We start from the raw sequence: 17,871 nt of genomic DNA on the forward strand, positions 1-17,871 counted from the left end.
GCCGTGGAGCCCCGAGGTTACCCGACTTGCGTCAAGGGGCTGGGGCGTGTCACGGCAGCATTCGTACGATGGCCCTATAATCCCGCCTTCGTGTAAATGGACTGCCTGCTACGTGCCCTCAAACTCTGAGACCCTTCTGGAGCTGCGCGACGTCGACTTCGGCTATAGCGACCGGCTCGTCCTGTCCGGCCTGAACATGCGCTTTCCGCGCGGTCGGGTGGTCGCGGTCATGGGCGGCTCGGGCGGCGGCAAAACCACGGTGCTGCGCCTGATCGGCGGCCTCGTGCGCGCCCAGCGCGGCCAGGTGCTGTTCCACGGTCAGGATATCGGCGCGCAATCGCGCGAAGGCCTGTACGCGCTGCGCCGAAAGATGGGCATGCTGTTCCAGTTCGGCGCGCTGTTCACCGACATGTCGGTATTCGAGAACGTCGCTTTCGCGCTGCGCGAACACACCGACCTTCCCGAAGATCTGATCCGCGACCTGGTGCTCATGAAGCTCAACGCCGTGGGCCTGCGCGGCGCGCGCGACCTCGCGCCCTCGGAAATTTCGGGCGGCATGGCGCGGCGCGTGGCGCTGGCGCGCGCGATCGCGCTCGACCCCGAGCTCATGATGTACGACGAGCCGTTTGCCGGTCTCGACCCCATTTCTCTCGGCATCACCGCGAACCTGATCCGCACGCTGAACGATGCGCTCGGCGCCACGTCGATCCTCGTCACGCACGACGTGCCCGAATCGTTCGCAATTGCCGACTACGTGTACTTCCTCGCGAACGGCCGCGTGCAGGTGGAAGGCACGCCTGCCGAGCTGCGCGCCTCGACCGACCCGATCGTGCGCCAGTTCATTGACGGCGCGCCGGACGGCCCGTTTCGCTTTCATTACCCAACGAACGTGCCGCTCGACGCGGACTTCGGCATCGGCGGAGGCCGCTCATGACCGGCGCCATCAGTTCGCTCGGCCGCGCGGTCCTCGACTCGATCGCGCGCGCGGGCCATGCCACGCGCTTCTTCGTGCGCCTCGTGCTGGAGTTTTTCCCGCTGCTGCGCCGCCCGCGTCTTGTCACGAAGCAAGTCCACTTCGTCGGCAATTATTCGCTGCTGATCATCGCGGTGTCGGGCCTCTTCGTCGGCTTCGTGCTGGGCCTGCAGGGCTACTACACGCTCAACCGCTACGGCTCCGAGCAGGCGCTCGGTTTGCTCGTCGCGCTCTCGCTCGTGCGCGAGCTCGGCCCCGTCGTCACGGCGCTCCTGTTCGCGGGCCGCGCGGGCACCTCGCTCACGGCCGAAATCGGCCTCATGAAGGCGGGCGAGCAGCTCACGGCCATGGAAATGATGGCGGTCGACCCGGTGCGCATCGTCGTGGCGCCGCGCATGTGGGCGGGCGTGATCGCCATGCCCATTCTGGCGGCCATCTTTAGCGCGGTCGGCATTCTGGGCGGCTACGTGGTGGGTGTGCTGCTGATCGGGGTGGACGCGGGCGCGTTCTGGTCGCAGATGCAAGGCGGCGTGGACGTCTGGGCCGACGTGGGCAATGGCGTGATCAAGAGCATCGTGTTCGGCTTCGCAGTCACGTTCACCGCGCTGTATCAGGGCTACGAGGCCAAGCCCACGCCAGAAGGCGTGTCGCGCGCGACCACCAGGACCGTCGTGTACGCGTCGCTCGCGGTGCTGGGCCTCGACTTCCTGCTCACCGCGCTGATGTTCAGCTAAGCGCTGATGTTCATAAGGCGCGGGTGCCCGCCGTCGTAACGAACGGCGAGGCGCCCGGGCTGTGCGGCAGGCGCCTCGTGCGTGGCGCCGCCGCAACGGATTCTCATTGGGATGACGATGAAAAAGACTGCTCTCGACTTCTGGGTCGGCCTGTTCGTGGTGCTGGGCTTCATTGCGCTGCTGTTTCTCGCGCTGAAGGCCGGCAACATGAGCTCGCTTTCGTTCCAGCCGACCTACCCGGTCAAGCTCAAATTCGACAACATTGGCGGACTCAAGCCGCGCGCGCCCGTGAAGAGCGCGGGCGTGACCGTGGGCCGGGTGGCGTCTATCGGCTTCGATTCGAACACCTATCAGGCGCTCGTTACGATCAACCTCGACCAGCAATATCAGTTTCCGAAGGACTCGTCGGCGAAAATCCTGACCTCGGGCCTGCTCGGCGAGCAGTACATCGGGCTGGAGCCGGGCGGCGATACCGAAATGCTCAAGGCCGGCGACACTATCTCGATGACGCAATCGGCGATCGTGCTCGAAAATTTGATCGGTCAGTTCCTCTATAGCAAGGCCGCCGATTCGGGGGCTTCGAAGTCTGGCAATGGCGCAAGCAACGCCGCTGCAAGCGGGGCTGGCGGCGAGAGCGCCGCGCCGGCACCGACACTCGCACCGGCCGGCTCGGGCGCGGCGCCGCAATAAGGAGAAAAAAGATGATGACCACTCGCATGCGCGCGATCACCGTCGGGGTTACGGCGCTCGCATTAACGGCATGTTCGACGGTGCAGACGCCGTCGAAGGACGATCCCTGGGAAGGCTTCAACCGCACGGTCTATACCTTTAACGACAAGGTCGACCAGTACGCGCTCAAGCCAGTTGCGAAGGGCTACGTGAAAGTCACGCCGCAGCCGGTGCGTGACAGCGTGACGAACTTCTTCGCGAACATCGGCGACGTCTACAACGCAGCCAACAACCTGCTGCAACTGAAGATCGCCGACGGTGTCGAGGACATCATGCGGATCGTGATCAACACGGTCTTCGGCGTGGGCGGCCTGTTCGACGTGGCGTCGCTCGCCAAGCTGCCCAAGCACAACCAGGACTTCGGTCTCACGCTTGGCCATTACGGCGTGCCGGCCGGCCCGTATCTCGTGCTGCCGCTGTTCGGCCCGAGCACCGTGCGCGACGGCGCGGGGATGCTCGGCAACTACTTCATCAATCCGCTCACGTATGTGAATCCGCCGGCGCTCTCGTGGGGCCTTTACGGCCTGAACGTGGTTAGCGCGCGTGCGAACCTGCTGGGCGCGAGCGACCTGCTGGAAGGTGCCGCGATCGACAAATATTCGTTCGTGCGCAATGCCTATCTGCAGCGCCGCCACTCCCTGCTCTCGGACGGCCACACGTCGAACAACGTGCCTGATTACGGCGACGGCGCGCCGCTGCCGAACTACGGTGAGCCCGACGAAGGTGCGGCAGCGGCGGGGGCAGCCGGCGCGGCGGCGGGCGCTGCGGCGGGTGCTGCGGGTACATCAGGTACGGCCGCTCCTGCGGTTCCGGCATCGGGCACCGCGCGTGCTGCCGTGCCAACGGCGGCCAGCATGGCGCCGGCCAACCCCGAAAGCGGCACGGTCACGCCGGGAGGCCCGGCAGGCGTCGCAACGCCGGCCTCGGCACCCGCGCCGGCTTCGGGCACCGAGGCGCCGACAGGCGCGTCCGATACCGCTGTGCCGGGCGAACAGTTCGTTCCGCCGGCGCGCATTGGCATCGGCGCCCCGGGGCTGCTGCGTTTGCATTGATCGCGATATCCGGCACGGCGCGTGGCGCCGGGCCGCTGCTTCGTAGCGCTTAAGTCTGACGTAACAAGCTGAAACGCTTGTCGCAGTTTCCTGGCACTCTTTGACTCGGTGTCCCGGAACGCGCGTGATATCGTTGACCTCCAACGGGGTGTCGTTCCCCAACTTGCAGGATTCGCTATGAAAAAATTCTTTCTGTACCCGATTTTCGCCATGTTTTTTGCGTTTGCCGGCGCAGCGTCCGCGCAAACCGTCGATACCAACAATCCTGACGCGATGATCAAGACGGTCACGCAGCAGGTGATGGACCAGATCAGGGGCGACAAGTCGATCCAGTCCGGCGACATCAACAAGATCACGGCGCTCGTCAACGAGAAGATCCTGCCGTACACGGATTTCCGCCGCACGACGCAGCTCGCCATGGGCCGCAACTGGCGCACGGCGACGCCCGAGCAGCAGCAACAGGTCACCGAGCAGTTCAAGACGCTCCTGATCCGCACGTACTCGGGCGCGCTCGCCCAGGTGCGCGACCAGCAGATCGAGTACAAGCCGTTCCGCGCGAATCCGGACGACACCGACGTGGTGGTCCGTTCGACCGTCATGAACAACGGCCAGCCGATCGAGCTCGACTACCGTCTGTACAAGACGGCGCAAGGCTGGCGCGTGTATGACATCAACGTGCTCGGCGCGTGGCTGATCCAGGCGTACCAGCAGCAGTTCCAGGAAAAGATCCAGCAGGGCGGCGTGCAGGGACTCATCACCTTCCTCACGCAACGTAACCAGCAACTCGCCTCGGGTAAGGCCGCTTCGTGAGCGAGCGCTTCGCCACTGGCGCCACGCTGACCCACGAGAGCGCGAAGGCCGCGCTCTCCGCGGGTCTCGCGCAGATCTCGGCAGGCGCCAGCGCTGTCGATTGCGCGCCGCTTACGCAGTTCGACTCCTCCGCGCTTGCCGTGCTCATCGCATGGCAGCGCGCCGCGCACGAGCGCGGCGTCACGCTCAGCGTACTCAATCTTCCTGCCGCGCTCGCGTCCCTCGCACGCGCTTACGGCGTCGACTCGCTCCTCCACGAGCGACATTGACGCGCGGCGGCCTCGCGGTCACGTCGCTCGAGCGCCAATGCGCTGCTCGAAGCCGATAGCCGCCCGCCGCCGCTTCCGTATTCAAGTCCAGTCCGGGCCCAGGTCGGGCTCACCGACTTGGCCTATAATCAAACGTTTTTTGGGCGTTGCTCCGGTTTTCGGGGCTTCGAAGGCGGTATCAGCCGTCCCCAATTCTGGTCTTCCCCGCAGCAGTAATGCACTTATTAGCCGCGCCGTTCACGACGGGTGGCGCCTGAGTCATGCCAGCCATAGAAATCCGCAACGTCAAAAAGCGCTACAAAGAGCTCCAGGCGCTCAAAGGCGTCAGCTTCACGGTCGAAGAGGGCGAGTTCTTCGGGCTGCTCGGCCCGAACGGCGCGGGCAAGACGACGCTCATCAGCTGCCTCGCAGGCCTCGCGCGCGCCGACGAGGGCACGATCGAAGTGCGCGGCCACGATGTCGTCGGCGATTACCGCAACGCCCGCCGCAATCTCGGCGTGGTTCCGCAGGAACTGGTGTTCGATCCGTTTTTCACGGTGCGCGAGACGCTGCGCCTCCAGTCCGGCTACTTCGGCTTGCGCAACAACGACGCGTGGATCGACGAGATCATGGCCAATCTCGACCTCACCGAAAAAGCCGACGTGAACATGCGCGCGCTTTCCGGCGGCATGAAGCGCCGCGTGCTGGTCGCGCAGGCGCTGGTGCACCGGCCGCCCGTGATCGTGCTCGACGAGCCCACCGCCGGCGTGGACGTCGAATTGCGCCAGACGCTCTGGAAGTTCATCGCGCGCCTGAACCGCGAAGGCCACACCATCGTGCTCACCACGCACTATCTCGAGGAAGCGCAAGAGCTGTGCGACCGCATCGCCATGCTCCGGCGCGGCGAGGTGGTGGCGCTCGAGCGCACCAGCGCGCTGCTGCAACGCTTCGCGGGCACGCAGCTGTTCGTGCGCTTTTCCGAAGGCGCGCTGCCCACCGAATTGCGCGCGCTCGAAGTGGATACCTCGGATCTTCCGAATGGCGGCGAGCGCCGGCACCTGCTGCGCCTCTCAAGCTACGACGACGTCGAGCGCATCCTGGCGCTGTGCCGCGCGAACGGTTGCAAACTGGAAGAGGTGGAAGTGCGCAAGGCCGATCTGGAGGATGTCTTCGTGCAGGTAATGAACGGTCCTGAAGTGATCGAGGGGCTTGCATGAGCGGCTTTCGTACCCTGTTCTACAAGGAAGTGCTGCGTTTCTGGAAGGTCGCCTTCCAGACCGTGCTCGCGCCGGTCATTACCGCGCTGCTCTATCTGACGATCTTCGGCCACGCGCTGCGCGGCCACGTGGAGGTGTACCCGGGCGTCGAGTACACGAGCTTCCTGATTCCCGGTCTCGTGATGATGAGCGTGCTGCAAAACGCCTTCGCGAACTCGTCTTCGTCGCTCATCCAGTCGAAGATCACGGGCAATCTCGTATTCGTACTATTGCCGCCGCTGGCCGCCTGGGAGATGTTTGGAGCCTACGTGCTCGCCTCGATCGTGCGCGGCCTTGCCGTTGGCGCGGGCGTGTTCGTCGTGACGATCTGGTTCATTCCGATGAGCTTTTCCGCCCCCCTCTACATCATCGCGTTCGCGGTGCTCGGCTCGGCGATCCTCGGCACGCTCGGCCTGATCGCCGGGATCTGGGCCGAAAAATTCGACCAGCTCGCGGCGTTTCAGAACTTTCTTATCATGCCGCTCACGTTCCTTTCGGGCGTGTTCTATTCGACGCATACGCTGCCGCCGGTCTGGCGCGAGGTGTCACGGCTAAATCCGTTCTTCTACATGATCGACGGCTTCCGGTATGGTTTTTTCGGCTTGTCCGACATTAACCCGCTCGCAAGTCTCGCGATCGTTTTCGTCTTTTTCGTGGTGCTGGCTTTTCTCGCGATGCGTCTGCTCGCGAGCGGCTACAAGCTGCGCCACTAAGTGCAATTCAGGCAGGAGCCCCACACCATGTTGCCGACTCCGGAACAGATCAAGCAGTACATCTCGGCAGGACTCGCGTGCGAGCATCTCGAAGTCGAGGGCGATGGTCAGCACTTCTTCGCGACGATCGTCTCGTCGGCGTTCGAAGGCAAGCGACTGATCCAGCGCCATCAACTCGTCTATGCGGCGCTCGGCGAGCGCATGCGCGAGGAAATCCACGCGCTCAGCATGAAGACGCTCACGCCCGCCGAATGGCAGAACGCATAATCTGGAATCTCAGTGCGAATCACCCAGGACAATGGCGCCGCCGCGAGCGGCGCCGCACAACATGACGCGACGCCGCAAGCCGGCCGCACCGATCAGGAAACCTCAGGCATGGATAAACTCGTCATCGTTGGCGGGCAGAAGCTCGCAGGGGAAGTGGCCATTTCCGGTGCGAAGAACGCGGCGCTGCCCATTCTCTGCGCGGGTCTCTTGAGCGCGGAACCCGTCCATCTGGACAACGTGCCCGACCTCAAGGACGTGCGCACCACGCTCAAGCTGCTCAACCAGATGGGCGTGCGCGCCGAGCAGGATGGCAATCGCGTGCAGCTCGACGCCTCGAAGGTCGACAACCTCGTCGCGCCGTACGAACTCGTGAAGACCATGCGCGCGTCGATCCTCGTGCTCGGGCCACTCGTCGCGCGCTTTGGCGAGGCGAAGGTGTCGCTGCCCGGCGGCTGCGCGATTGGCGCGCGCCCCGTGGACCAGCACATCAAGGGCCTGCAGGCGATGGGCGCCGAGATCAGCATCGAGCACGGCTTCATCGAGGCGCGCGCGAAGCGGCTGAAGGGCGCACGTATCGTCACCGACATGATCACGGTTACCGGCACGGAAAACCTGCTGATGGCCGCCGTGCTGGCCGACGGCGAAACGGTGATCGAGAACGCCGCGCGCGAGCCCGAAGTGGGCGACCTTGCGCATCTGCTCGTCGCGATGGGCGCGCAGATCGAGGGCATCGGCACCGACCGCCTCGTGATCCAGGGCGTGGACAAGCTCCACGGCGCGCAGCACACCGTGATTCCCGACCGCATCGAAGCCGGCACGTTCCTGTGCGCGGTCGCGGCGGCGGGCGGCGACGTCACGCTGCGCCACGTGCGTCCGGGCATTCTCGATGCCGTCACGGACAAGCTCCGCGAAGCGGGCGTGACGATCGAAGAGGGCGACGACTGGATGCGCGTGCGCATGCACGAGCGCGCGCGCGCCGTGAACCTGCGCACCGCGGAATATCCGGCGTTCCCGACCGACATGCAGGCGCAGTTCATGGCGCTCAATACCATCGCGGACGGCACCTCGCAGGTGGTCGAAACGATCTTCGAGAACCGCTTCATGCACGTGCAGGAATTGAACCGCCTTGGCGCGAGCATCACGATCGACGGCAAGACGGCGCTGGTTGCCGGTGTCGAGAAGCTCTCGGGCGCGAAGGTGATGGCGACCGATCTGCGCGCTTCGGCGAGCCTCGTGATCGCCGGCCTGTGCGCCGACGGCGAGACGCTCATCGACCGCATCTATCACCTCGACCGCGGCTACGACCGCATGGAAGAGAAGCTGAACAAGATTGGCGCCAACGTGAAGCGCATCAAGGGGAACGCGGCATGAGTACGGTCGAGTCCAAGCCCACGCCGGCGGCGGCTGCCGGCGCACCGCTCACGCTGGCGCTCTCGAAGGGCCGCATCTTCGAAGAGACGATGCCGCTGCTGGCCGCTGCGGGTGTCGAGGTGACCGAGGACCCGGAAACCTCGCGCAAGCTCATCCTGCCGACGACCGATCCGAACCTGCGTGTCATCATCGTGCGCGCGACCGACGTGCCCACCTACGTGGAGTACGGCGCGGCCGATTTCGGCGTGGCGGGCAAGGACGTGCTGCTCGAACACGGCGGCGGCGGGCTGTATCAGCCGATCGACCTCGATATCGCGCGCTGCCGCCTCTCGGTGGCCGTGAAGTCGGGCTTCGACTACGCGAACGCCGTGCGCCAGGGCGCACGCCTGCGCGTGGCGACCAAGTACACGGAATCCGCACGCCAGCACTTCGCGGCCAAGGGCGTGCACGTCGACCTCATCAAGCTCTATGGCTCGATGGAGCTTGCGCCGCTCGTCGGCCTCGCCGATGCGATCGTCGACCTCGTCAGCACGGGCGGCACGCTGCGCGCGAACAATCTGGTCGAGGTCGAGCAGATCATGGAAATCTCCTCGCGCCTCGTCGTGAATCAGGCGGCGCTCAAGCTCAAGCGCGCGGCGCTGCGGCCGTTCCTCGACGCGTTCGAACGCGCGTCGCGCGGTGCCCAGGCTGCTGCCTGACGAGGCAGCCCGAAGAGACTCGCGCGAGCGAGCCGGGCGACGCCCGCGCGCGGTGCACCAGGTGCGTCGCGCACACAACCGTTACGGATGGATACCAGCATGGCTATCACGATGCGCAAACTCGATTCCAGCGCCGAAGGCTTCAAAGCGGCGCTGCATGCAGTGCTCGCCTTCGAGGCGAGCGAGGACGAGGCCATTGAGCGCTCGGTCGCGCAAATTCTCGCCGATGTCAAAACGCGCGGCGACGCCGCCGTGCTCGAGTACACGAACCGCTTCGACCGCCTGAACGCCACGAGCGTCGAGGCGCTGGAGCTGCCGATCAGCGAGCTCGAGGCCGCGCTGGAAAGTCTCGAGCCCAAGCAGCGCGCGGCGCTCGAAGCGGCGGCGGCGCGCGTGCGCGGCTACCACGAGAAGCAGCGCATCGAGTGCGGCTCGCATAGCTGGCAGTACACGGAAGCCGACGGCACCGTGCTCGGCCAGAAGGTCACGCCGCTCGACCGCGTGGGCCTCTATGTGCCGGGCGGCAAGGCCGCGTATCCGTCTTCCGTGCTGATGAACGCGATTCCCGCGCGTGTCGCGGGCGTGCGCGAGATCGTCATGGTCGTGCCCACGCCGGATGGCGTGAAGAACCCGCTCGTGCTGGCCGCGGCGCTGCTCGGCGGCGTCGACCGCGTGTTCACCATCGGCGGCGCACAGGCCGTGGGCGCGCTCGCTTACGGCACCCGCGCCATCCCGCCCGTCGACAAGATCTGCGGTCCGGGCAACGCCTACGTGGCTTCGGCCAAGCGCCGCGTGTTCGGCACGGTCGGCATCGACATGATCGCCGGTCCCTCCGAGATCCTCGTGCTGTGCGACGGCACGACCGATCCGCGCTGGGTCGCGATGGATCTGTTCTCGCAGGCCGAGCACGACGAGCTCGCGCAATCGATCCTGCTGTGCCCGGACGAGGCCTTCATCAAGCGCGTGGAAGACGCCATCGACGATCTGCTGCCCACCATGCCGCGCGCCGAAGTCATCGCCACCTCGCTCACGAATCGTGGCGCGCTCGTGAAGGTGCGCGATATGGCCGAAGCCTGCGCGATCGCCAACGACATCGCGCCCGAGCACCTCGAAATCTCGGCGCTGGAGCCGCAGAAGTGGGGCGCCGAAATTCGCCACGCAGGCGCGATCTTCCTCGGCCGCTATACGAGCGAGAGCCTCGGCGATTACTGCGCGGGGCCGAATCACGTGCTGCCTACGTCTCGTACCGCACGTTTCTCGTCGCCGCTCGGCGTCTATGATTTCATCAAGCGCTCGAGCCTGATCGAGGTGAGCGCGGAGGGCGCGCAGACGCTTGGCGAGATCGCCGCGGAACTCGCCTACGGCGAAGGCCTCCAGGCCCATGCGCGCAGCGCCGAGTACCGCATGAAGCAGGGCTGACGCAGCACCTAAGCAGATCAAGCCGAGTTCAGACACCGCGGCGCGCATGGGTTTCATGCGCGCCGCGCACCCCTGAGGAGACGTTTGCAAGCATCGGCGCGCAAGGCGAGCGCTCGCCTGAGCCGGATGCCTGGAACACCGAAATAACCGTGCGCCCCAAAGGGCGCCAACGAGGACGGTTGCGCAGCCCTATGGCCCCCTTGGGCGCCGTAGTCCGGCTGACCGTCCGTGCCGGCTCGTGCCTCGCGCGCGAGCCAATCGACATGACAACACCACAAGACATCATTCGCTCCGACGTGCTCGCAATGACGAGCTATCCGGTTCCCGACGCCGCCGGCTTCGTGAAGCTCGACGCCATGGAGAACCCGTACACGTTGCCCGCCGCTCTCGCGGCGCAACTGGGCGAGCATCTCGCGGGCGTGGCGCTCAACCGCTATCCGGCGCCGCGCCCCGAGGCGCTCATGGCGAAGCTCAAGGCCGCGATGCATGTGCCGTCCGGATGCGACGTGCTGCTCGGCAACGGCTCGGACGAGATCATCAGCATGATCACGATGGCGTGCGCGAAGCCGGGTGCGAAGGTGCTCGCGCCGGTGCCGGGCTTCGTGATGTACGCGATGTCGGCGAAATTTGCGCAGGTGGAGTTCGTCGGCGTGCCGCTCAAGGCCGACTTCACGCTCGATTGCGAAGCCATGCTGGCCGCCGTTGCCGAGCACAAGCCCGCCGTGATCTGGCTGGCGTACCCGAACAACCCCACCGGCACGCTGTTCGCCGACGCCGACATCGAGCGCATCATCGAAGCCGCCGGCGCCGCAGGCGGCCTCGTCGTGATCGACGAGGCCTATCAGCCGTTCGCGCAGGCGAGCTGGATGCCGCGCGCGGGCGCGTTCGACAACGTGGTCGTGATGCGCACGATGTCCAAGCTCGGGCTCGCGGGCATTCGTCTGGGCTATCTCGCGGGCCGCACCGCATGGCTCAACGAATTCGACAAGGTGCGCCCGCCCTATAACGTGAATGTGCTGACCCAGGCCGTTGCCGATTTCCTGCTCGACCATATCGACGTGCTCGACGCGCAGGCCGCCCAGCTACGCGCGGACCGGGCGCAACTGGCAGCAGATGTGGCGAAATTGCCGGGCGCCGAAGTGTTCGAAAGCGCGGGCAATTTCCTGCTGGTGCGCGTGCCCGATGCCTCCGCCGTGTTCGATACCCTGCTGACGGCGCGGGTTTTGGTCAAAAACGTGAGTAAAATGCACCTATTGCTGGCGAATTGCGTGCGCCTGACCGTCGGAACCCCCGACGAAAATGCGCGCTTGCTCGCCGCCCTGAAGCTCGTGCTCAAGTAAATCCGTCCTCACCGGTTCGCAGCGCATCGCGCTTTGGGCTTCGTTCCATAAACCCTCCTGTTACAGGCTGTTTGAAGGAAATTGCCATGCGCGTCGCGCAAGTCGTTCGCAACACCAGCGAAACGCAAATCAGCGTGAAACTCAATCTGGACGGCACCGGCGAGCAGAAGCTCGCGACCGGCGTGCCGTTTCTCGACCACATGCTCGACCAGATCGCGCGACACGGTCTGATCGATCTGGAAATCGAGGCGCATGGCGACACCCATATCGACGACCACCATACGGTGGAAGACGTCGGCATCACGCTGGGTCAGGCGGTTGCGCAGGCCATCGGCGACAAGAAGGGCATCCGCCGCTATGGCCATGCCTACGTGCCGCTCGACGAGGCGCTCTCGCGTGTGGTGATCGACTTCTCGGGCCGTCCGGGCCTCGAGTTCCACGTGCCGTTCACGCGCGCGCGCATCGGCACGTTCGATGTCGATCTGTCGATCGAATTCTTTCGCGGCTTCGTCAATCATGCAGGCGTGACGCTCCACATCGACAACCTGCGCGGTCTGAACGCGCATCACCAGATGGAAACCGTGTTCAAGGCCTTCGGTCGCGCGTTGCGCCAGGCCGCCGAGCTGGACGAGCGTCAGGCAGGCAAGATTCCGTCGACGAAGGGCAGCCTGTAAGCGGCGCCCGAGAGCAAGGCCAAATCGGCCTGAACAGCACGGCCTGAAAAGCAGGCCTGAATCGAGATGAAAACTTCAATTGCGATTGTGGATTATGGGATGGGCAACCTGCGTTCGGTGGCCCAGGCGCTGAGGCAGGCTGCGCCGGAAGCCGACGTGCAGATCGTCGAGCGTCCGGAGGCGATCCGCACGGCCGACCGTGTCGTGCTGCCGGGCCAGGGCGCGATGCCCGACTGCATGCGCAGCCTCGCGGAATCGGGCCTGCAGGACGCCGTGCTCGAAGCCTCGCGCACCAAGCCGCTGATGGGCGTGTGCGTGGGCGAGCAGATGCTGTTCGACTGGAGCGCGGAAGGCGACACGAAGGGCCTCGGCCTCCTGCCGGGCAAGGTCGTGCGCTTCGAGCTGGAAGGCCGGTTGCAGGACGACGGCTCGCGCTTCAAGGTGCCGCAGATGGGCTGGAACCGCGTGCGCCAGTCGCGCGAGCACGCGCTGTGGGAAGGCGTGGCCGACGAAAGCTTCTTTTACTTCGTGCACAGCTACTACGTGGTGCCGGCGGACGCGGCCCATACCGTGGGCGAAACGCCTTACGGCGCGGCCTTTACCTCGGCGGTGGCGCGGGATAACATCTTCGCCACCCAATTCCACCCGGAAAAGAGCGCTGCGGCGGGTTTGCGCGTCTATCGCAACTTTGTCCACTGGAACCCGTAATTCACGCGCGGCGTTGCTGGCCGGGCCTGCGCACGTGTGCAAGCCCGAAGCCGACTTACATTAGCAAGGCCGCCGAAAGAGTTGTACTAAACTAGCGAAACGGCGTCGGATCGGGGGCTTTTCCTGACCGTTGCCGGCTGATCTCAACCCCATTCCCAGACATTACCCGATTGCTATGCTGCTGATTCCGGCCATCGATCTCAAAGACGGTCACTGCGTACGCCTTAAACAAGGCGATATGGACCAGGCGACGATTTTCTCCGAGGAACCGGCGGCCATGGCTCGACATTGGGTCGAGCGCGGCGCGCGGCGTCTTCACCTTGTCGACCTGAACGGCGCGTTCGCAGGCAAGCCGAAGAACGAAGACGCGATTCGCGAGATCATCCGCGAAGTCGGCGACCAGATCCCCGTGCAATTGGGCGGCGGTATCCGCGATCTCGACACCATTGAGCGCTACCTGGACGACGGCCTCTCGTACGTGATCATCGGTACGGCGGCGGTCAAGAACCCGGGCTTCCTCCAGGAAGCCTGCACGGCGTTCGGGGGGCATATCATCGTCGGGCTCGACGCCAAGGACGGCAAGGTCGCCACCGACGGCTGGAGCAAGCTCACGGGCCACGAAGTCGTGGACCTCGCGCGCAAGTTCGAGGACTACGGCGCCGAGTCGATCATCTACACCGACATCGGCCGCGACGGCATGATGCAAGGCATCAATATCGAAGCGACGGTGCGCCTCGCGCGCGCGGTGAAGATTCCGGTCATCGCGAGCGGCGGCCTTTCGAATCTCGCCGATATCGACGCGCTGTGCGAAGTCGAGGACGAAGGCGTCGAAGGCGTGATCTGCGGTCGCGCGATCTACTCGGGCGACCTCGATTTCGCCCAGGCGCAAACGCACGCAGACAGCCTGCGCGAATCGGACGACGCCTGAGCGTCGCGTCGAAGGCCTCCGGAGCGGAGGTTTCGAGGCCTTTGGGATTCACTTGAGTCCTGCGGTTCTTTTCGGCCCTCGGTGCGGCCGGCGAGGGGGAGCGGCGAGCCGCGCCCCCGGCGGTGCGCCGCCGGCTAATTTCGCGATAACCGCTATCGCGCGACAATGGGCGTAGCTGCTGCGGTTTCGGCACGCCTGGCAACATCGGCAAGATCATGGCACTACCCAAACGCATCATTCCCTGTCTCGACGTGACGGCCGGACGGGTCGTCAAGGGCGTCAACTTCGTCGAACTGCGCGACGCGGGCGACCCTGTCGAAATCGCGCGCCGCTACGACGACCAGGGCGCCGACGAGCTCACCTTTCTCGACATCACGGCCACCTCGGACCAGCGCGACCTGATCCTGCCGATCATCGAAGCGGTGGCCTCGCAGGTCTTCATTCCGCTGACGGTGGGCGGCGGCGTGCGCGCCGTCGCGGACGTGCGGCGCCTGCTCAACGCCGGCGCCGACAAGATCGGCATGAACTCGTCGGCGGTCGCCAATCCGCAGCTCGTGCGCGATTCCGCCGACAAATACGGCTCGCAGTGCATCGTCGTCGCCATCGACGCCAAACGGGTATCCGGTACTTCGGCGCCGGGCGAACCCGCGCGCTGGGAAGTCTTCACGCACGGCGGGCGCAAGGCCACGGGCATCGACGCAGTGGAGTGGGCGCGCAAGATGGCCGAGTTCGGCGCCGGCGAAATCCTGCTCACGAGCATGGACCGCGACGGCACCAAGAGCGGCTTCGACCTCGCGCTCACGAGCGCGGTGTCCGATGCCGTGCCGATTCCCGTGATCGCCTCGGGTGGCGTGGGCGGCCTGCAGGATCTCGCGGATGGCATCGTCAAGGGCCATGCCGACGCGGTGCTGGCGGCGAGCATTTTCCACTACGGCGAGCACACCGTGGGCGAGGCCAAGCGCTTCATGGCCGACCAGGGTATTTCGGTGAGGATGTGACGCCATGAGCAACGCTGATACCAGTAACAAACCAGCCAGCGACATCGCGAAGGCCGACTGGCTCGACAAGGTGAACTGGGACGCCAACGGCCTCGTGCCCGTGATCGCCCAGGAAGCCACGACCGGCGACGTGCTGATGTTCGCGTGGATGAACCGCGAAGCGCTCGCCAAGACGGTCGAGCTGCGCCGCGCCGTGTATTTTTCGCGCTCGCGCCAGCGCCTGTGGTTCAAAGGCGAGGAGTCGGGCCACGTGCAGCAGGTGCACGACATCCGCCTCGACTGCGATGAAGACGTCGTGCTGCTCAAGGTCGAACAGGTGTCGGGCATCGCGTGCCACACGGGCCGTCACTCGTGCTTTTTCCAGCAATTCGAAGGCACCGTCGACGAAGGCCGCTGGGTCGCCGTCGATCCCGTGCTGAAAGACCCAGAACACATCTACAAATGACGCAACTGAACACCAACGACACCCTGCTGCGCCTTGCGGCGGTGATCGACAGCCGCAAGGGCGGCGACCCGGACGCCTCCTACGTCGCGCGCCTCTTCCATAAGGGCGACGATGCCGTGCTCAAGAAAGTGGGCGAAGAGGCGACCGAAGTCGTGCTGGCCGCGAAGGACGTGCGGCAGGGCGGCGCGCCGAAGGCGCTGGTCGGCGAAATGGCCGATCTGTGGTTCCATTGCCTCGTCACGCTCTCGCATTTCGAACTGAGCCCGGCCGACGTGCTGGCGGAGCTGGAGCGTCGCGAAGGGCTTTCGGGTCTCGAAGAGAAGGCACTGCGCAAGAGCCGCGAGCGCGAGGAAAACGGCGACTGATGCCGCCGGACTGAATTCGAGTCCCGGATTCGAGTCGAAATTTGGGTCGGGCCTTGGGTTGAGCCCTGGGTTGAGCCATAACCCTGCCCGACAGCCAAAGTGCCAACTTCGCGCCAACTTTGCGCCAACTTCGACCGACAGGGAGATGCCCGACATGTCCACGCCCGGCGGTTATCCGCCTCCTGCCTATCGCGCCCCGGAACTCGACGCGGATCGTCTGCGCAGCCTTCGCACCCTCACGCATGTCCTCTACGGGCTTTATGCGTTCTACTGGCTCACGGGCGGCGTGACGGTGCTCGTGGCGATCATCATCAATTACATCAAGCGCGACGAAGCGGCAGGCACGCCCTACGAACAGCATTTCACGTGGCAGATCCGCACGTTCTGGCTCGCGCTCGCGGGCACCTTGATCGGCGGTGCGCTTTTCTTCGTATTGATTGGCATCCCGATTTTGTGGGCTGTCGGAATCTGGACGTTGTACCGTATCATCAAAGGCTGGCTGTATCTGCACGACAACAAGCCGCTGGCCGATCCGCGCGCATGGTTCTGACGCTGCGGCGGGGCGGGGGGCCGTTGGCGGTGCGTTGGTGATTGGCGGTAACTGGCAGGCTTTCCCCCTGTACGGCTGTTCAGGAGCACTATGAGTCACGACCGCAGCACCTGTCTCTTTTGCAAGATCGCCGACGGCTTGATCCCAAGCACGCGCGTCTACGAAGACGACGAGTTCGTCGCATTCCGCGACATCCGGCCCGCAGCACAAACTCACGTGCTGGTTATTCCGCGCGTGCATATATCCACCCTTGCGGACTGCGGTGAAAACGAGGCTCCGCTGCTTGGTAGAATGTTTGTATTGGTCGCGCGGCTGGCGAAGGAGCTGGGCGTGTCCTACACGGGCGGCGAGACCGGCTATCGCACCGTGGTGAACACGGGCCCCGGCGGTGGTCAGGAGGTTTATCACCTGCACGCGCATTTGCTGGCCGGACCGCGTCCGTGGCAGCGCATGGGGTAGCGGGCGTGCGCGGCAAGTCGGCGGAATTCGAAGGTGCGGCGGAAAAAGGGGCGCATTGCCACGCAGCCGAAACACCTTACAGGTAGCATACCGGCCACATTGCCCGGCAATCCGCCCGGCACCAGACGCACAACGCCGCGCCCGACCGGTCGATGGACGCGGGCATCATGAAGCGCACTTGCGCGCCAATGTTTATTCGCTGCGCATGAGGCGTGGCAACGGGGTTAAGGAGATTTTTGATCATGGGTTCGTTGAGCATTTGGCACTGGCTGATCGTGTTGTTGATCGTGGCGCTCGTCTTCGGTACGAAGAAGCTGCGCAATATCGGCAGTGATCTGGGCGGCGCGGTGAAGGGTTTCAAGGAAGGCATGCGTGACGGCGAAGAGTCCGGCGCAGACGCGCAAAAGCGCGAACTGCCGCAGAACGGCGGCACGGTCGATGTCGACGCCAAGGACAAGACCCCGCGTTCGAACGACTTCCGCTAAGCGCGGTAGCCGTTATTTCCCGCCCCAAGGCTGACGGAAAGCTTCACTCATGCTCGATCTGGGTCTAACCAAGATGGCGCTGATTGGCGTCGTCGCGCTGGTCGTTCTCGGGCCGGAGCGTCTGCCGCGCGTTGCGCGCACGGCAGGCGCCTTGTTCGGGCGCGCGCAGCGCTATGTCAACGACGTCAAGGCGGAAGTCACGCGCGAGATCGAACTGGACGAGTTGCGCCGCATGAAGGGTGAATTCGAACAGGCCGCGCACAACGTCGAGAAGACCGTTCACGATAATCTGCGCAAGCACGAGTCCGACCTGAACGAGGCCTGGAACGTGGGCACGGGCGGGGCGCCCGGCATCGCAGGCGAGGCGGGTTCGGACGCGGCGCAAAACAGTGCGGCGGACGCGTCCGGCACGGGCGCCTCATGGCGCTCGGGCACCGCTGGTGCCGCAGGCGTCAAACGCAAGAACTGGCGCGTGAAGCAAGCAGCCACGCCCGTGTGGTACAAACGCGCGACGCTGCGACGCACGCGCGTGCAATCGGGTGCAGCGCGCGTCGCGCAGCATACGCCGGCCAGCCTGCGCCGGCCCACGCGCTTCCTCTGATGCCCCGATACAGCAGTCGAGTCTGAACTTGTCCATCTCCAACCCCCG

23 protein-coding genes are annotated in these 17,871 nt (G+C 65.1%); all 23 read left to right on the plus strand.

Going from position 1 to position 17,871, the window contains the following annotated elements:
* The first annotated feature begins 112 nt into the window (after positions 1–112).
* The 23 genes from L5014_RS24270 (at position 113) to tatB (ending at position 17,823) form a co-directional block, all read left to right on the plus strand.
* Positions 113–934, plus strand: a complete 822-nt coding sequence (locus L5014_RS24270) for an ABC transporter ATP-binding protein (RefSeq protein WP_238466341.1) — start codon at positions 113–115, stop codon at positions 932–934.
* Positions 931–1,707, plus strand: coding sequence for a lipid asymmetry maintenance ABC transporter permease subunit MlaE (mlaE, locus tag L5014_RS24275; protein ID WP_238466343.1), 777 nt, complete (start codon positions 931–933; stop codon positions 1,705–1,707). Before L5014_RS24270 ends, mlaE begins: the two co-directional genes overlap by 4 nt.
* 111 nt (positions 1,708–1,818) lie before the next feature.
* Positions 1,819–2,397: an outer membrane lipid asymmetry maintenance protein MlaD gene (gene mlaD, locus L5014_RS24280; protein WP_238466345.1), complete on the plus strand. Its 579-nt coding sequence runs from the start codon at positions 1,819–1,821 to the stop codon at positions 2,395–2,397.
* An 11-nt stretch (positions 2,398–2,408) separates the two neighbouring features.
* Positions 2,409–3,488: an MlaA family lipoprotein gene (locus tag L5014_RS24285; RefSeq protein WP_238466347.1), complete on the plus strand. Its 1,080-nt coding sequence runs from the start codon at positions 2,409–2,411 to the stop codon at positions 3,486–3,488.
* Between the two features lie 177 nt (positions 3,489–3,665).
* Positions 3,666–4,298 carry an MlaC/ttg2D family ABC transporter substrate-binding protein gene (locus L5014_RS24290; RefSeq protein WP_238466349.1) on the plus strand — a complete coding sequence of 211 codons (633 nt, stop codon included), beginning with the start codon at positions 3,666–3,668 and terminating at the stop codon, positions 4,296–4,298.
* On the plus strand, positions 4,295–4,567 hold the full coding sequence (locus tag L5014_RS24295) for an STAS domain-containing protein (protein ID WP_238466350.1): 273 nt from the start codon (positions 4,295–4,297) through the stop codon (positions 4,565–4,567). Before L5014_RS24290 ends, L5014_RS24295 begins: the two co-directional genes overlap by 4 nt.
* Positions 4,568–4,827: 260 nt before the next feature.
* Entirely contained in the window at positions 4,828–5,763 is a 936-nt protein-coding gene (locus L5014_RS24300) for an ABC transporter ATP-binding protein (RefSeq protein WP_238466352.1), read from the plus strand.
* Complete coding sequence (locus L5014_RS24305; RefSeq protein ID WP_238466353.1) at positions 5,760–6,515, plus strand: ABC transporter permease; 756 nt, start codon at positions 5,760–5,762, stop codon at positions 6,513–6,515. The genes L5014_RS24300 and L5014_RS24305 overlap by 4 nt, the downstream gene beginning before the upstream one ends.
* 27 nt (positions 6,516–6,542) lie before the next feature.
* Complete coding sequence (locus L5014_RS24310) at positions 6,543–6,782, plus strand: BolA family protein (RefSeq protein WP_238466355.1); 240 nt, start codon at positions 6,543–6,545, stop codon at positions 6,780–6,782.
* A 108-nt stretch (positions 6,783–6,890) separates the two neighbouring features.
* Entirely contained in the window at positions 6,891–8,153 is a 1,263-nt protein-coding gene (murA, locus tag L5014_RS24315; protein WP_238466357.1) for a UDP-N-acetylglucosamine 1-carboxyvinyltransferase, read from the plus strand.
* Positions 8,150–8,851, plus strand: coding sequence for an ATP phosphoribosyltransferase (gene hisG / locus L5014_RS24320; RefSeq protein ID WP_238466358.1), 702 nt, complete (start codon positions 8,150–8,152; stop codon positions 8,849–8,851). The genes murA and hisG overlap by 4 nt, the downstream gene beginning before the upstream one ends.
* A gap of 99 nt (positions 8,852–8,950) precedes the next feature.
* Positions 8,951–10,270, plus strand: coding sequence for a histidinol dehydrogenase (gene hisD / locus L5014_RS24325; RefSeq protein WP_238466360.1), 1,320 nt, complete (start codon positions 8,951–8,953; stop codon positions 10,268–10,270).
* Positions 10,271–10,533: 263 nt separating this feature from the next.
* Positions 10,534–11,610: a histidinol-phosphate transaminase gene (gene hisC, locus L5014_RS24330; protein WP_238466362.1), complete on the plus strand. Its 1,077-nt coding sequence runs from the start codon at positions 10,534–10,536 to the stop codon at positions 11,608–11,610.
* Positions 11,611–11,696: 86 nt separating this feature from the next.
* On the plus strand, positions 11,697–12,284 hold the full coding sequence (gene hisB / locus L5014_RS24335; protein ID WP_213299128.1) for an imidazoleglycerol-phosphate dehydratase HisB: 588 nt from the start codon (positions 11,697–11,699) through the stop codon (positions 12,282–12,284).
* 66 nt (positions 12,285–12,350) lie between these two features.
* Positions 12,351–12,992: an imidazole glycerol phosphate synthase subunit HisH gene (hisH, locus tag L5014_RS24340; protein WP_238466363.1), complete on the plus strand. Its 642-nt coding sequence runs from the start codon at positions 12,351–12,353 to the stop codon at positions 12,990–12,992.
* A 175-nt stretch (positions 12,993–13,167) separates the two neighbouring features.
* Positions 13,168–13,920 carry a 1-(5-phosphoribosyl)-5-[(5-phosphoribosylamino)methylideneamino]imidazole-4-carboxamide isomerase gene (gene hisA, locus L5014_RS24345; RefSeq protein WP_238466365.1) on the plus strand — a complete coding sequence of 251 codons (753 nt, stop codon included), beginning with the start codon at positions 13,168–13,170 and terminating at the stop codon, positions 13,918–13,920.
* A 215-nt stretch (positions 13,921–14,135) separates the two neighbouring features.
* Positions 14,136–14,918, plus strand: coding sequence for an imidazole glycerol phosphate synthase subunit HisF (gene hisF, locus L5014_RS24350; RefSeq protein ID WP_238466367.1), 783 nt, complete (start codon positions 14,136–14,138; stop codon positions 14,916–14,918).
* Between the two features lie 4 nt (positions 14,919–14,922).
* Positions 14,923–15,363 carry a phosphoribosyl-AMP cyclohydrolase gene (gene hisI, locus L5014_RS24355; RefSeq protein ID WP_238466368.1) on the plus strand — a complete coding sequence of 147 codons (441 nt, stop codon included), beginning with the start codon at positions 14,923–14,925 and terminating at the stop codon, positions 15,361–15,363.
* The gene (locus L5014_RS24360) at positions 15,360–15,728 is read left to right on the plus strand and encodes a phosphoribosyl-ATP diphosphatase (RefSeq protein ID WP_035531634.1); all 369 of its coding nucleotides are present in this window, start codon (positions 15,360–15,362) and stop codon (positions 15,726–15,728) included. Before hisI ends, L5014_RS24360 begins: the two co-directional genes overlap by 4 nt.
* Before the next feature lie 154 nt (positions 15,729–15,882).
* Positions 15,883–16,278, plus strand: coding sequence for a DUF4870 family protein (locus L5014_RS24365; RefSeq protein ID WP_238466370.1), 396 nt, complete (start codon positions 15,883–15,885; stop codon positions 16,276–16,278).
* Between the two features lie 90 nt (positions 16,279–16,368).
* Positions 16,369–16,737, plus strand: a complete 369-nt coding sequence (locus tag L5014_RS24370; protein WP_238466372.1) for a histidine triad nucleotide-binding protein — start codon at positions 16,369–16,371, stop codon at positions 16,735–16,737.
* A gap of 242 nt (positions 16,738–16,979) precedes the next feature.
* Positions 16,980–17,222, plus strand: coding sequence for a Sec-independent protein translocase subunit TatA (tatA, locus tag L5014_RS24375; protein ID WP_238466374.1), 243 nt, complete (start codon positions 16,980–16,982; stop codon positions 17,220–17,222).
* 49 nt (positions 17,223–17,271) lie between these two features.
* Positions 17,272–17,823, plus strand: a complete 552-nt coding sequence (gene tatB / locus L5014_RS24380; protein ID WP_238466375.1) for a Sec-independent protein translocase protein TatB — start codon at positions 17,272–17,274, stop codon at positions 17,821–17,823.
* Positions 17,824–17,871 lie beyond the last annotated feature (48 nt).

The sequence above is a fragment of the Paraburkholderia tagetis genome (assembly GCF_022213065.1).
Taxonomy (GTDB): Bacteria; Pseudomonadota; Gammaproteobacteria; order Burkholderiales; family Burkholderiaceae; genus Paraburkholderia; species Paraburkholderia tagetis.

Coding starts and splice junctions, on each gene's coding strand:
- L5014_RS24310 (WP_238466355.1), top strand. CDS start 6,543: ATGTTGCCGACTCCGGAACAGATCAAGCAGTACATCTCGGCAGGACTC.
- mlaD (WP_238466345.1), top strand. CDS start 1,819: ATGACGATGAAAAAGACTGCTCTCGACTTCTGGGTCGGCCTGTTCGTG.
- murA (WP_238466357.1), top strand. CDS start 6,891: ATGGATAAACTCGTCATCGTTGGCGGGCAGAAGCTCGCAGGGGAAGTG.
- tatB (WP_238466375.1), top strand. CDS start 17,272: ATGCTCGATCTGGGTCTAACCAAGATGGCGCTGATTGGCGTCGTCGCG.
- L5014_RS24370 (WP_238466372.1), top strand. CDS start 16,369: ATGAGTCACGACCGCAGCACCTGTCTCTTTTGCAAGATCGCCGACGGC.
- L5014_RS24300 (WP_238466352.1), top strand. CDS start 4,828: ATGCCAGCCATAGAAATCCGCAACGTCAAAAAGCGCTACAAAGAGCTC.
- L5014_RS24285 (WP_238466347.1), top strand. CDS start 2,409: ATGATGACCACTCGCATGCGCGCGATCACCGTCGGGGTTACGGCGCTC.
- hisH (WP_238466363.1), top strand. CDS start 12,351: ATGAAAACTTCAATTGCGATTGTGGATTATGGGATGGGCAACCTGCGT.
- hisF (WP_238466367.1), top strand. CDS start 14,136: ATGGCACTACCCAAACGCATCATTCCCTGTCTCGACGTGACGGCCGGA.
- L5014_RS24290 (WP_238466349.1), top strand. CDS start 3,666: ATGAAAAAATTCTTTCTGTACCCGATTTTCGCCATGTTTTTTGCGTTT.
- L5014_RS24360 (WP_035531634.1), top strand. CDS start 15,360: ATGACGCAACTGAACACCAACGACACCCTGCTGCGCCTTGCGGCGGTG.
- L5014_RS24305 (WP_238466353.1), top strand. CDS start 5,760: ATGAGCGGCTTTCGTACCCTGTTCTACAAGGAAGTGCTGCGTTTCTGG.
- hisB (WP_213299128.1), top strand. CDS start 11,697: ATGCGCGTCGCGCAAGTCGTTCGCAACACCAGCGAAACGCAAATCAGC.
- hisI (WP_238466368.1), top strand. CDS start 14,923: ATGAGCAACGCTGATACCAGTAACAAACCAGCCAGCGACATCGCGAAG.
- hisC (WP_238466362.1), top strand. CDS start 10,534: ATGACAACACCACAAGACATCATTCGCTCCGACGTGCTCGCAATGACG.
- tatA (WP_238466374.1), top strand. CDS start 16,980: ATGGGTTCGTTGAGCATTTGGCACTGGCTGATCGTGTTGTTGATCGTG.
- mlaE (WP_238466343.1), top strand. CDS start 931: ATGACCGGCGCCATCAGTTCGCTCGGCCGCGCGGTCCTCGACTCGATC.
- L5014_RS24365 (WP_238466370.1), top strand. CDS start 15,883: ATGTCCACGCCCGGCGGTTATCCGCCTCCTGCCTATCGCGCCCCGGAA.
- hisD (WP_238466360.1), top strand. CDS start 8,951: ATGGCTATCACGATGCGCAAACTCGATTCCAGCGCCGAAGGCTTCAAA.
- hisA (WP_238466365.1), top strand. CDS start 13,168: ATGCTGCTGATTCCGGCCATCGATCTCAAAGACGGTCACTGCGTACGC.
- hisG (WP_238466358.1), top strand. CDS start 8,150: ATGAGTACGGTCGAGTCCAAGCCCACGCCGGCGGCGGCTGCCGGCGCA.